The following is a 12,779-nucleotide window of genomic DNA, read 5'->3' as shown; positions in this document are numbered from 1 at the left end:
ACAGGATAACACCCTGTGAGCCAACCAAGGCTCCCTCACCGCGTCGACACGGCGAACCGAGCCTAGCATAAAAAATCCTAAAAAAGGAGGCTCACATGCCAAAACCAATTATCCCTTGGATGGGTGGTAAGCGTAGATTAGTTAAGCAGATTTTACCGATATTCCCTGAGCATCATACTTATGTAGAACCCTTCTGCGGCGGTGCTGCAATGTTCTTTAGCAAGGATGAGGCGAGGGTGGAAGTGGTCAACGATATGAATGGCGATCTCGTCAATCTTTATCGAGTGATTAAACACCATTTAGAAGAGTTTATAAGGCACTTTAAATGGGCTTTAATTAGCCGTGAAGAGTTTTTATGGCAGAAGAATACTAACCCTGAAACACTAACCGATATTCAGCGAGCGAGTCGCTTCTACTATCTTCAAAAGCTGGCGTTTGGCGGGAAAGTATCAGGTCAGAATTTTGGGTGTTCAGCGTCTCGACCCGCTGGTTTGAACTTGTTAAGGATTGAGGAAGATCTCAGCGTTGCTCACTTACGCTTGGCAAGAACCTATATCGAGCGGTTGGACTGGGCTGAGTGCGTAAGGCGATACGATAAGCCAGAAACCTTGTTCTATTTAGACCCGCCTTACTGGAGTACCGCAGGTTATGGTGTCGATTTTGGACTAGAGCAATATGCCTTGATGGCCGAGCTTGCGAAGACAATCAAAGGCAAGATGGTGATCAGTGTGAATGACATACCAGAGATGCGCGAGGCATTCGCTGGACTACAAATGAAGACGCTTGGAATACGTTACACGGTAGGAGGCTCAAAACGCTCTGGAGAGCAGCAAGAACTGCTCATTTGGAACTGGTAGACCAACGTATTAACTAAGTAGAAAAGACTCAATAGCCCTCGATTTAGGGGGCTTATTGAGAAGTTTATCAAATTGAGTGAACCCATATTTATCAGACTAAGTGAACCAACGAGTAATTGATTAATCACTAATTTTCAATTTAGGTGAATTCGTTTATCAAATCTCGTGGCGCGCTACATTACAGTTAGTGAAATTGATACAAGTAGCAACATTTATCAAATGTAATTAAATTACTAAATGCCGAGAGACGGTTGTTAAGACACATGACAGCCTCCAATCCCGCGTGGTTTCTAGGTTATTTCGACTTATCAACAAAATCTGTGGATAACCCTGTGAGTTGTCCTGAAAAATGGCCGCCAAAGCCTTGGGGTATGGGCGGCGGACTTAAAATGCACTATTTTGGGGTTCAAAAATAAATTTAAGTATTATCAAATGCATACTAAAAGCAAGTGGTTTTTGTTGAGGGTGAAAACAAGGTTGCAATTTTGTAATCGAACGAAATTGATTTCTTGTGTATTAAATTGGCATTTTTGCTTAGTTTGCGGGTGTTTTGTGAGCAAAAAACGCTGAAAACGCCTTAGTTTAAAAGTTTCATGTTTCTTCCTTTAAATTGTCATCTTGCGGTTTTAGATCGTATTGATATGACGACAGGAAGGATAACTGTGGAGCTTAGTCGGTGACTTGATTAGAATGGGGCGACTCACTAAAAGGATATGTGCGCGTGTCAGAATCTGTTTTTCAGCTTGAATCGCAATTCGCCCCCGCAGGCGACCAACCTACAGCGATTGCCAAATTAGTCGATGGACTCGAAGCGGGTCTGGCCTGCCAAACCTTACTCGGGGTGACGGGCTCAGGTAAAACCTTCACGATTGCCAATGTGATCCAAAAGTTAGGTCGGCCCACGATTATCATGGCGCCTAATAAAACCTTGGCGGCGCAGCTTTATGGTGAGATGAAAGAGTTCTTTCCCCATAATGCGGTCGAGTATTTCGTTTCTTACTACGATTACTACCAGCCCGAAGCCTATGTACCTGCATCAAATACCTTTATCGAAAAGGACGCTTCGGTTAATGCTCACATTGAGCAGATGCGCTTATCTGCCACTAAGGCGCTGTTAGAGCGTAAAGATGTGGTGCTGATTGCTTCGGTGTCTGCTATTTATGGCTTGGGCGATCCCGATTCCTATTTGAAAATGTTGCTGCATCTACGCCAAGGCGATGTGATGGGGCAGCGTGACATCTTAATTCGTCTCAGCGAATTGCAGTACAAGCGCAATGATATTGAGCTACAACGTGGTACTTATCGTGTGCGCGGTGAAGTGATTGATATTTTCCCCGCCGATTCTGAGCGTAATGCCATTCGAGTCGAGTTGTTCGACGATGAGATTGAACGCTTAAGTGAGTTTGACCCGTTAACGGGCCATATTATTAAACGTATCGCCCGTACGACGGTTTATCCTAAAACACACTATGTCACGCCGCGGGAAAAAATCATCGCTGCCACTGAGTTTATTAAAGAAGAATTGCGTGAGCGTAAACAATATCTACTCGATAACAACAAGTTAATTGAAGCCCAGCGTATCCATGAGCGGGTGCAATACGATGTGGAAATGATGGTGGAGTTGGGTTACTGCTCTGGCATCGAAAACTACTCGCGCTATTTGTCTGGCCGCGCACCGGGGGAAGGGCCACCAACCTTGCTCGACTATTTGCCTGCCGACGGCTTATTAATTATCGATGAATCCCATGTGACTGTGCCGCAAATCGGCGCTATGTACAAAGGTGACCGTTCCCGTAAAACCACACTTGTGGAATACGGTTTCCGCTTACCGTCCGCCTTGGATAACCGGCCGCTCAAGTTTGAAGAGTTTGAGCAATTGATGCCGCAAACTATCTATGTGTCGGCAACACCGAGTGCCTACGAGCTGGAAAAGAGCGAAGGTGAGATTGCTGAGCAGGTCGTGCGGCCAACGGGATTGCTCGATCCTGAATTAGAAGTGCGCCCCGTTGGGACCCAAGTGGACGATTTATTGTCTGAAATCGCCAAGCGAGTGGCCGTCAATGAGCGGGTGTTAGTGACGACGCTGACTAAGCGTATGTCGGAGGATTTGACTGAATACCTCGACGAACATGGCGTAAAAGTGCGTTATCTGCATTCGGACATTGACACTGTCGAACGGGTTGAGATCATCCGCGATCTGCGTTTAGGTAAGTTTGATGTGTTGGTTGGGATCAACTTATTACGTGAAGGCTTAGATATGCCTGAAGTGTCATTGGTGTGTATTTTAGATGCCGATAAAGAGGGCTTCTTGCGCTCTGAACGCTCGCTCATCCAAACGATTGGCCGCGCGGCGCGTAACGTCAATGGTAAAGTGATCCTCTATGCCGATCGCATCACCAATTCGATGGAGAAAGCGATAGGTGAAACTGACCGACGTCGTGAACGTCAGCGGGCGCACAACTTAAAACACGGTATCACGCCTAAGGGCGTCGTTAAACGGATCACCGATGTGATGGATGTGGATGATGGCCGCGACAGTAAAGCTGTGTATGGCAAAGTGGCTGAGCCTAAGTCCCATTACCATAAAGCCGATGCGGCAGAGTTGAGCCATCAAATCGATCAGCTTGAGAAGAAGATGCATGCACATGCGCGCAACTTAGAGTTTGAACAAGCGGCGGCAATGCGTGATGAAGTCAAGCACCTGCGGGACCTGTTAATCAAAGCCTAGATTTATTCTTGCGCTCTGCATTAAAAAAAGCCGTCCAGCAATCATGCTGCGACGGCTTTTTAATATCTTGACTTGGGTTAAGCTGGGACTTTTGATGGGCTCATTTTTAGCTTGATAAACACCGCTAAAGCGCAAATCAACCCGCAGATTAAGCCGACCAAATGCGCCTCAGTTGCTACGCGCGCACCTATCATGGCGGTGACATCACTGCTGGCACCATAAAGCTGTTCGTAACCAACCTTGATGATAACGCCAACGAGCAGCAGATAGCCTGAGCGCAGCTTACGGACAATATCCTGCACTGCGCCGTAGGCGAACAAGCCATGCAACATACCGCTTAAGCCGACATAACCGAGCAATTGCGGATAGCCTAAATACAAGCCTATACCTTCAAGTAAACATAACACGAAAAATAGTGCACTTAAGCCTTTGAGATGATAATGAAAATGGTGCAAAAATAGCACCACCCACAGCCCTGCAAGGTTCATCAATAGATGCCATTGATTCGTGTGCAGTAAATTTCCTGTGATTAATCGCCACCATTCACCCTCACTAATTGCACTGCGGCGATAGGCGAGTAGGTTATCGACAGTGGGGCTTGCTAAGCCTGCTGCATACAAACCCGCACAGATCAGACTCACCATCAGCGCGACCCAATAGGGACTGCGTGTCATGCTTTAGGCTCGCTGGCGTCAAGCTCAGCCATGATCGCTGCTTTATTCTGTAGATAGTCATCTAATCCACGTTTGCGAAGATGACAGGCAGGGCAATCACCACAGCCATCGCCAATCACGCCGTTATAGCAGGTGAGAGTATGGTGGCGAACCAGATCAAGTTGCCGATATTTATCCGCCAGTGCCCAGGTTTGTGCCTTATTGAGCCACATTAAAGGCGTGATGATTTTTAGTTGCTTATCCATGCCTTGAACTAAGGCGGATTCCATCGCTTTGACAAAATTGTTACGACAATCTGGATAGCCAGAAAAATCCGTTTCACAAACCCCTGTGATAATCGCCTGCGCCCCTAATTGATAGGCATAAATACCTGCAAGCGTTAAAAATAAAATATTACGGCCGGGCACGAAGGTATTGGGTAAGCCATTTTCCATCAACTCGTGTGAAACGGGTATCGCATCACGGGTGAGGGCTGAAATAGCTAACTCATTGAGTAAGGTAACATCCATGACTTTATGGCTGGTGATCTTCAGGCGTTTTGCTAAGGATTTGGCGACTTCAATTTCTTCGCGGTGACGTTGACCGTAGTCAAAAGTGATCCCATGTACTTCATCGTACTGGGTTAGGGCTTGGATAAGACAGGTTGTCGAATCTTGTCCGCCACTGAATACCACCACTGCTTTGGACACCACTGTTTTTGACACTAAGCTCGTTGACATAAAGGATTTCACTTCACCGTAGAACAGGTATAAATAGGGCGTTAGTGTAACTCAGGCCTTAGGGCTTGCAAACTCTGACTATAGGGTCGAAATGGGCTTTCTCGGCGCAAAGACTTGCAGCTCAAGCTAAAATCCACTATAAATGCCGCCCCAGAAAAGTGGAACGTCAGTATGAATTACCCTGTCAACGAAGTATTTGAAACCATTCAAGGTGAAGGTGTCTTTACCGGAGTGCCTGCCATATTTGTCCGCCTACAAGGTTGTCCCGTGGGATGTGCTTGGTGCGATACGAAACAGACATGGGATGTGCTTGAAGCCAATAAGGTGTCGCCAGAGCAAGTGATTACCGTGGACGGCACCATTGGTCGCTGGGCTGATCATACGGCGCAAAGTCTTATCGCTGCTTTTCACGCTAAAGGTTTTACTGCGCGGCATATCGTGATCACCGGCGGAGAGCCTTGTATGTACGATTTACGCGAATTAACCGAGACCTTGCACAATCAAGGCTTTGCGACTCAAATCGAAACCAGTGGCACCTTCGAAATCAACTGTGCCGATGACACTTGGGTGACAGTATCACCCAAGGTGAACATGAAAGGGGGCTATCAGGTATTAGCACAGGCGCTGAACCGCGCCAATGAGATTAAGCATCCTATCGCTACTGAAAATCACATCGATGAACTTGATGAGTTACTGCAAGACATCGATATTTCAGCGAAAACGATTTGCCTTCAGCCGATTAGTCAAAAGCCTAGAGCGACAGAACTGGCGATGAAAGTGTGTATCGCCCGTAATTGGCGCTTATCGATCCAGACCCATAAGTATTTGAATATCGATTAATGCTAATCTGCAAAGCATAAAAAACGCCTCACAATTGTGGGGCGTTTTTTATGGTGGATGTTTTGTGGATTCTAAACCTATCGACTTAAGATAAGGTGTTTAATACAGTTGCTTAATCAAGTTCACTTAACTGGCCGAAATGATTAAATGCTGCAAGTTGGCGCTGATAGGGCGCAATATCGCCGATGTTAGCTGTAATCCAATCTGTATCGTAATAAGTATCAAGGTAACGCTCACCCGAGTCACAAATGAGGGTTACTATTGAGCCTTGCTCTCCACGCGCTTGCATTTGTACAGCCAGTTGCAATGCACCGTACAGGTTGGTTCCTGTGGATGCGCCGGTTTTACGGCCAATCAATTGTTCTAACCAATGAATCGTCGCCACTGATGCGGCGTCGGGAATTTGCAGCATAGTATCTACAACACCTGGAATAAACGATGGCTCGACTCTCGGTCGACCTATGCCTTCAATCTTACTGCCATTGCAACAGGTTAAGCTGGCATCGCCGCTCTGATAGAAATCAAAAAAAACGGAGTTTTGCGGGTCGACCACGCAAAGTTGTGTTGCCAACCTCTGATAGCGAATGTAGCGGCCTATGGTCGCCGATGTGCCGCCAGTGCCTGGGCTCATCACTATCCACCGCGGGATAGTGTGTGGCTCGCGCTCCATCTGATTGAAGATAGAGTTGGCTATGTTGTTATTACCGCGCCAGTCGGTTGCACGCTCGGCGTAGGTGAATTGATCCATATAATGGCCGCTTAGCTCTGCGGCAAGGCGCGCCGATTCGGCGTAAATCTCACTGGAATGATCGACGAAATGACATTGACCACCATAGAAAGTGATCTGCTCAATCTTCTTTTTAGCCGTGCTTTTGGGCATCACGGCAATAAAAGGTAAACCGAGTAAACGGGCAAAATAGGCTTCAGAAATCGCTGTGCTGCCCGATGAGGATTCGATAATCGGCGTGCCTTGCTTAATCCAGCCGTTACACAGGGCATAGAGGAAGAGTGAGCGGGCGAGGCGATGCTTTAAGCTGCCTGTTGGGTGGGTACTTTCATCTTTGAGATAAATATCTATGCCATCGAGCATAGGTAATTCAAGCTTAATCAAGTGGGTATCGGCGCTGCGCTGAAAATCCGCTTCAATCTTGCCTATCGCGTGGGCTTCCCATGTGGGGCAGAGTCTGTGAGCGCTGTGAGAATCCACTGGTGGTTGAATCGTGTTAGAAATCATAGTAGTCACATCGAAAGGGATCATTTTCAGAGCATATCACAGGGACGGGCAAAGCGGTTTTATTGGATGAGCTTGAAGTCATTCGCTTAAAGTAGAGCACAGCGTAATTGAAATCAAAAAATGTTGTTAACCAAAAGGTTTACTTAACATAGAAATACTAAGAATTTAATTAGATTAAGCTGAAATAATTAGAATAAGTTTGAACAGACTAAGCGGAAGTGGAACAAGAAGAATATGCGAGGGTGAAAGAAATGGTGGAGGGAGAAGGATTCGAACCTTCGAAGGCTGAGCCGTCAGATTTACAGTCTGATCCCTTTGGCCACTCGGGAACCCCTCCACAAACTTTCTTTTTAGCTTTACAACTGACTTTTAAAATTGCCTTTCAAAACATCATCAATAACGGACTTGTTTATCAGGACTAAACTAAACATTGGCCATATTTAGTTTTTGAAAATGATTCTCTGCGTTAGAGATAAAGATGGTGGAGGGAGAAGGATTCGAACCTTCGAAGGCTGAGCCGTCAGATTTACAGTCTGATCCCTTTGGCCACTCGGGAACCCCTCCACGAATACCTTTAACGCTTTTGTAAAACTCTACATCATTTTCGAACAACACGATAAAACTTGCAGTGCAAATGGTGGAGGGAGAAGGATTCGAACCTTCGAAGGCTGAGCCGTCAGATTTACAGTCTGATCCCTTTGGCCACTCGGGAACCCCTCCTCAATTGCGGCCGCCATAGTAGTCAGAAACCTTTTCCATGTAAATACCCAATTTAAAAATATTCCTAAAGTTATGTATCAAATGGTCGATTAACTAACAACGAATTGTTTTGACGATGTTTTTTTATGCAAATTGATGTTCCTTTAGTCAACGAAGCCCAAATTGGCACCCGCTTAAACGCGGCCATAGAAAACGACAGACGGGGCGAATTCGCCCTGTTGCTGTCGTTACTGTCGGTTGACGCTCGGGACATGGCGCAATTCCAATGGCAAAATGAACTCGATATGGCACAAAAATTACAGCGTCAGTTCGAATTGCCACCGCAGCAAAGTTTAATGGCGGATTTATCGTCTGTTGAACCAGTGGTTGATAACAGCAGTATTTTTATGGCTCAAGGTCCACGTGCGTTTCAATTACAACAAGCATTGCGACCGGAAGCCTTAGTTATCCGTGGCGGCGAGTCAGTCGCAATGGCAGAAGCGTTAAGTAACTGTGACCATGTCACTCAGCTGAGGCAAAGGGGCCAACTAACCGCGCCCAAAGTCGAGATCATGCACTTTGCTGATCAATTGGCAATCCAACGTAATCTTGTGTCTTTGCTCGCCTCAGCCTAAGGCCGTCTTCCCGCAAGTGGTCTTCAATACCCATCAAGTCAATCTGATCCATTTCGATAAATAAGCGTGAGCTAAAGCCAGTTATCTTGAAGCTTAATTACCTATAATTCGCATTAACCTATCGAGTTAAAATTTACCACGTTAAAAATTTAACGAGCATATTTTAGTTATGCCGTTAATCAGTCGCTCTATACATTAAGGAATACAGATGAAAGGCATAATAGAAGCACAGAGCCCGACAGTGAATGACACTTGCACCGATTGCGGCAGCTTTGTCGATATCGGCGCCGTTATTGATGAACACGATACGTTATTGACGTTAAATTTTGTTGGCGATAGCGCTCAAGCGGATGCCGAAAGCATGGCAACACGCGCTCAAACTCGATTTGCTGAAGTGCAAACTGAATTTGTGACTAAGACTGAAGGCGTCGACTTACTGCTGACCTTCAATGTCAGCGCGGAAAAAATGATTTTTCAATTGGAAAACGGCCTGTAATTTTTAAAGCAGCACTTTAGTTTTTAGTCGGTTATGGATATCCGGAAATCGCGCTAATTGCCTAAAAATGCTGCTATTGTTAACCAAATTGTAATAAATTGTGCCACATGTTGCTGTGCTTACAACAGTTAGTGTAATATGCCTCCAAATAAGAATAATTCAATCAGCTTAATTCCACATTTTGAGGTAAGTTTGCTAACAGCAAAGACCTTTAGCCCAACACGAAGTTTTGTAGGGAACCAGCGTGAAGCGACGTCAGCATCAGCATTTATTGGAGTCTTTGGTACAGTCAACTGCAAAACAGCAGGGCGATTTCACAAAGACGGCAGAGTTAACCACAGAGTTGTTGTGCCAGAATTTAGCGGTTTCTTTGGTATCAGTGTGGACTTTTTCATCTGATCAACAAACCCAATCACTCGTCGCACAATTTGGTTCTATGATGTTGCAAGACATTCATAGACCTAAGTTATTACAAGATTGTCCCCGGTATGTACACGAGCTCAAAACTCTGCGCCATATCGATGCAGGCAATGCCCTGACCGATCCACGTTTAAGTGAATTGGCTGAGTGCTATTTTATCCCGCGGCAAATCAACTCGAGTCTTGACATCGCCATTCGTATCAATGGCCATCTCGAAGGTGTGCTCTGCATCGAGCGGGCACAATTGACTCCCCACTGGCATGACAGTGAAATTCACCTCGCGTGCCAGATGGCCGACCAATTAGCCCTGACCTTAGCGACAAAACACAGCTACGATAAAGAAGAAAGCTTGAGTTTATTTCGCTGTGCCACTGAACAATCGCGACAAATCAGTATGTTAATTAATCTGCATACTGAAAAAGTCGAGTATGTGAATCAGGCGCACAGTGAAATCACTGGCATGCCCCGTGAACAGATTATCGGCGCGAATATCCGTGAGTTGGCTTTTTTCAAGCAGCATGCCCAATTAGCCGAGCAAACCCTAGCGCAAATCTTTAGGGGCGAAATTGCCAAAGGCGAAGTGCAGTTTAGTCGTGCCGATGGCAGTCGTTATTGGCTGACATACGTGCTGAGTCAGTTCATTACCGATCGCGGCAATCATTATGCCTTGGTCTCGTGTGAAGAAAATACCGACGAGCATAACTATAAGTCAGAGCTTGAACGGCTTGCTTGGCGTTGTGGATTAACGGGACTCCATAACCGTACTCATTTTAATCGAGTCCTTGAACGTACCACGAAGGGACTGTTGTTATTAGTTGATTTAGTGGGATTTAAGCGTTTTAACGATACCTATGGCCATGAAAATGGCGATAGCTTGTTGATAGAAATTGCCCGCCGTTTGAAACATTTTTCTGAGATTAATAAGGCCACCGAAATTGCCCGCGTCGGCAGCGATGAATTTGCCGTGCTGTTGACCGATGATAATGCGGTTTACGATCTCGATTATTTTAGTACTCGCCTGTATCAACATCTTGCTATGCCTATTTTAATCGGCCGCGAGCAAGTCGAACCTAAGCCTGCTTTAGCTGTGGTTGATATTGCCTCTGTGGCGAGTTTGTTTGCCCCATTAACCTGTGCCGATATTGCAGTGCAGTATGCTAAAAAGAAAAAAGGCACTGCAATCCAAGTATTTAACAGCACGTTATTGAGTGCATTTAAAGAGGATGCGCAGATAGAACGTGATTTACACAGTGCGATCCGTGGCCGTCAGTTTGAGCTTTATTATCAGCCACTGAGGGATCTTGAGCAGAATACCTATATTGGCGCCGAAGCCTTAATCCGTTGGCACCATCCTAAAAGAGGCGTGTTATTTCCAGCTTCCTTTATTGATATTGCAGAGCAGTCGGGGATGATTAATTCTATCGGCAGTTGGGTTTTAGAGGCCGCTTGTCGACAGTTAAACCTATGGCAGCATCATAATGCAGATATGACAATGCATGTGAATGTGTCGGCCCGCCAGTTCTTCAGTGGTAATTTATTTGAGCAAGTGTGGCAGTTGTTGACGCGTTATCGCTTGAAACCTAAGACTTTAATCTTAGAGATCACTGAGACTGAATTGATGGGTGATATTCGTCACGCGACCTTGTTATGCCAAGAATTAGCGGAATTAGGCGTAGGGCTCGCGATTGACGATTTTGGGACGGGTTACTGCTCTATGCGTTATTTGAAGCAGTTTCCGATCAGTAAACTTAAGATTGATCGTTCGTTTATTTCAGATCTTACCGTCAGCCGCGAAAGTCGCGAAATTGTGTCAGCCATTATTGCTATGGCGAATGCATTGAATATATCTCTGACGGCAGAAGGGGTTGAAACCCTTGAGCAAGAAGCATTTTTAGCGAAAAGTTTTTGTCATCAGGCGCAGGGTTATCTCTATAGCCCTGCATTACGGGAGCCTGAGTTTGCACAATTTATCTTGTCGGCTAAAAGCGCTTCAGTCATAACCCACTAAAGTTACACATAATCCACTAAGTCACAATTATTTCAAATGTGCTGCTCACGATAAAAAAAAAGGCAACCTAGGTTTGTAATCTAGGTTGCCTTTATTATTCATCTCTGTGCTTGTTCAATCAGCACTATAAACCTTCACCGTCATTCTCCAGTGCAGTTCAGCACTGTATACCTATCGAGATTTTAAGCAGCATTGTTTGAATTTTTTGCCACTATGGCAAATACAGAGATCATTTCTACCGGGTAATTTAGCCGTCATTTGCTGACCTTGGCTGTAATACCAGCGACTTGCTTGGTAGATAAATTCTGATCGCTCATAGATAGCATCAATTTCACCATCGAGCTTATACCAAGCTTTAAAAGTAACAGTGCCATGTCGTTGTTCAGCTATCGCCGCTTGAGCATTGTGGATTGGTGTTTCAGTGCTGCTCTGTACATCTAATCCTAACCAATGTGGGTGAGGACCAGCATTGAGGCTCGTGAGAGTAAGGCCATTTAGATAGTCTGGATGATGTGTTTTTAAAATGTAATCAAAATTTTTCAATACAAATGCGCAGTAGCGTGAGCGCATAAGTTGTTCAGGTGTACGGGCAATCACTTGCCCAGAGTCTACATGCGTATGCAGTGGACCACAGCAATCTTGATAGCTTAGCCCACTGCCACAGGGACAGGTTTGCTTAGTTGTAGTCATGTTGGCTAAACCTTTAATTTAATTGTATTTGTTTAAATTTATTCGGTTTCTATCTAAATGCGTTAGATGTTAGACAGCCCATTTAAACGTAATTGGCATTAACATTAGGGTAATTTTTTACCCGCAGGTAAAGGCGGAAATTGGCGACCATAATACAAGTTAGGCACTGGTTTCGCATTCAGATAATAGCTAGGTTCTGCGCGGTTATTGGTATCTAAGCTCACTTTCCATTGGGTGGATGAGACTTTTTCTGTACCAATAGCAAATTTGCCCGCAAATTCACTCACAGGTTCGCCAGTTTCTTGTGCTGGGTAAAATCGAACCAAATAATAGCCTGTATCTATGGCACCATTACCGATAATTTTGCGTTTAGTAATGCGGAAATCCACGTCAATAGTGGCTTTTTTGGCGCGGATTTTATCGAAAAACTTTTTGTAAATGGCGATAATATTGTCTCGTCCATAGTAAATTTCTTTACTTTGACTCTCAGATAAGTAGCTAGCGTCATCAGCGTAAATCTCACGGGTCACCTCAGGGGACAATTGATTAAAAGCGCTAATAAACAAAGGGTAATTAGCGTTGATCAATTGATCATCAGTGGATTTTGTATGAGTTTTAGCTGGATTGGCTAAGCTTGGTAGTGACAATAAGCACATCAGGACTAGCGGCAAAAATTTCATTACTTTATTCTAATCTGGCAATCATGGCGTCACTATAATGGAGGCGCCCGCTGAACTAAAGCCTTGAATGTTTACAAAGTGTGTTTCTGTACAAGAGTG

Annotated in this window: 12 protein-coding genes and 3 tRNA genes; 7 read left to right on the top strand and 8 right to left on the bottom strand. The window is 45.1% G+C overall.

What is annotated here, in order from left to right:
• The first annotated feature begins 95 nt into the window (after window positions 1-95).
• The 3 genes from GWI56_RS16185 (at window position 96) to uvrB (ending at window position 3,585) form a co-directional block, all read left to right on the top strand.
• Entirely contained in the window at window positions 96-857 is a 762-nt protein-coding gene (locus GWI56_RS16185; RefSeq protein ID WP_173244974.1) for a DNA adenine methylase, read from the top strand.
• A gap of 263 nt (window positions 858-1,120) precedes the next feature.
• Complete coding sequence (locus tag GWI56_RS16180) at window positions 1,121-1,273, top strand: hypothetical protein (RefSeq protein WP_158497640.1); 153 nt, start codon at window positions 1,121-1,123, stop codon at window positions 1,271-1,273.
• Between the two features lie 305 nt (window positions 1,274-1,578).
• The gene (gene uvrB / locus GWI56_RS16175) at window positions 1,579-3,585 is read left to right on the top strand and encodes an excinuclease ABC subunit UvrB (protein ID WP_105252447.1); all 2,007 of its coding nucleotides are present in this window, start codon (window positions 1,579-1,581) and stop codon (window positions 3,583-3,585) included.
• Window positions 3,586-3,662: 77 nt separating this feature from the next.
• Here the strand turns inward: uvrB and rrtA are convergent, their stop codons facing one another.
• Window positions 3,663-4,259 carry a rhombosortase gene (gene rrtA, locus GWI56_RS16170; RefSeq protein WP_105252448.1) on the bottom strand — a complete coding sequence of 199 codons (597 nt, stop codon included), beginning with the start codon at window positions 4,257-4,259 and terminating at the stop codon, window positions 3,663-3,665.
• Window positions 4,256-4,978: a 7-cyano-7-deazaguanine synthase QueC gene (gene queC, locus GWI56_RS16165; RefSeq protein ID WP_198573481.1), complete on the bottom strand. Its 723-nt coding sequence runs from the start codon at window positions 4,976-4,978 to the stop codon at window positions 4,256-4,258. The genes rrtA and queC overlap by 4 nt, the downstream gene beginning before the upstream one ends.
• A gap of 171 nt (window positions 4,979-5,149) precedes the next feature.
• Here queC and queE point away from each other — a divergent pair, with 171 nt between their 5' ends.
• Window positions 5,150-5,818, top strand: a complete 669-nt coding sequence (gene queE / locus GWI56_RS16160; protein ID WP_198573480.1) for a 7-carboxy-7-deazaguanine synthase QueE — start codon at window positions 5,150-5,152, stop codon at window positions 5,816-5,818.
• 112 nt (window positions 5,819-5,930) lie between these two features.
• Here the strand turns inward: queE and GWI56_RS16155 are convergent, their stop codons facing one another.
• From GWI56_RS16155 to GWI56_RS16140, 4 genes are all read right to left on the bottom strand, one after another.
• On the bottom strand, window positions 5,931-7,076 hold the full coding sequence (locus GWI56_RS16155) for a PLP-dependent cysteine synthase family protein (protein WP_198573479.1): 1,146 nt from the start codon (window positions 7,074-7,076) through the stop codon (window positions 5,931-5,933).
• Between the two features lie 228 nt (window positions 7,077-7,304).
• Window positions 7,305-7,389 (bottom strand) — tRNA-Tyr (locus tag GWI56_RS16150).
• Between the two features lie 142 nt (window positions 7,390-7,531).
• Window positions 7,532-7,616: transfer RNA gene (locus GWI56_RS16145), tRNA-Tyr, on the bottom strand.
• A 71-nt stretch (window positions 7,617-7,687) separates the two neighbouring features.
• A tRNA-Tyr gene (locus GWI56_RS16140) sits at window positions 7,688-7,772 on the bottom strand.
• 125 nt (window positions 7,773-7,897) lie between these two features.
• Here GWI56_RS16140 and GWI56_RS16135 point away from each other — a divergent pair.
• From GWI56_RS16135 to GWI56_RS16125, 3 genes are all read left to right on the top strand, one after another.
• Complete coding sequence (locus GWI56_RS16135) at window positions 7,898-8,386, top strand: VC2046/SO_2500 family protein (RefSeq protein WP_198573478.1); 489 nt, start codon at window positions 7,898-7,900, stop codon at window positions 8,384-8,386.
• Between the two features lie 208 nt (window positions 8,387-8,594).
• Window positions 8,595-8,882, top strand: a complete 288-nt coding sequence (locus tag GWI56_RS16130; RefSeq protein ID WP_113939682.1) for a DUF406 family protein — start codon at window positions 8,595-8,597, stop codon at window positions 8,880-8,882.
• Window positions 8,883-9,126: 244 nt separating this feature from the next.
• Window positions 9,127-11,310: a GGDEF domain-containing phosphodiesterase gene (locus tag GWI56_RS16125; RefSeq protein ID WP_198573477.1), complete on the top strand. Its 2,184-nt coding sequence runs from the start codon at window positions 9,127-9,129 to the stop codon at window positions 11,308-11,310.
• A gap of 171 nt (window positions 11,311-11,481) precedes the next feature.
• On the opposite strand, the gene GWI56_RS16120 is transcribed toward GWI56_RS16125, so the two are convergent.
• Window positions 11,482-12,000 carry a YchJ family protein gene (locus GWI56_RS16120; RefSeq protein WP_198573476.1) on the bottom strand — a complete coding sequence of 173 codons (519 nt, stop codon included), beginning with the start codon at window positions 11,998-12,000 and terminating at the stop codon, window positions 11,482-11,484.
• Between the two features lie 104 nt (window positions 12,001-12,104).
• Window positions 12,105-12,680: a nuclear transport factor 2 family protein gene (locus GWI56_RS16115; protein WP_198573475.1), complete on the bottom strand. Its 576-nt coding sequence runs from the start codon at window positions 12,678-12,680 to the stop codon at window positions 12,105-12,107.
• Between the last annotated feature and the right edge of the window lie 99 nt (window positions 12,681-12,779).

The organism is Shewanella sp. DW31 (assembly GCF_015767295.1).
In the GTDB taxonomy this organism is placed as follows: domain Bacteria; phylum Pseudomonadota; class Gammaproteobacteria; order Enterobacterales; family Shewanellaceae; genus Shewanella; species Shewanella oncorhynchi.
The sequence above is the reverse complement of the archived record's forward strand: the minus strand, read 5'-3'. Positions and strand labels throughout refer to the sequence as shown.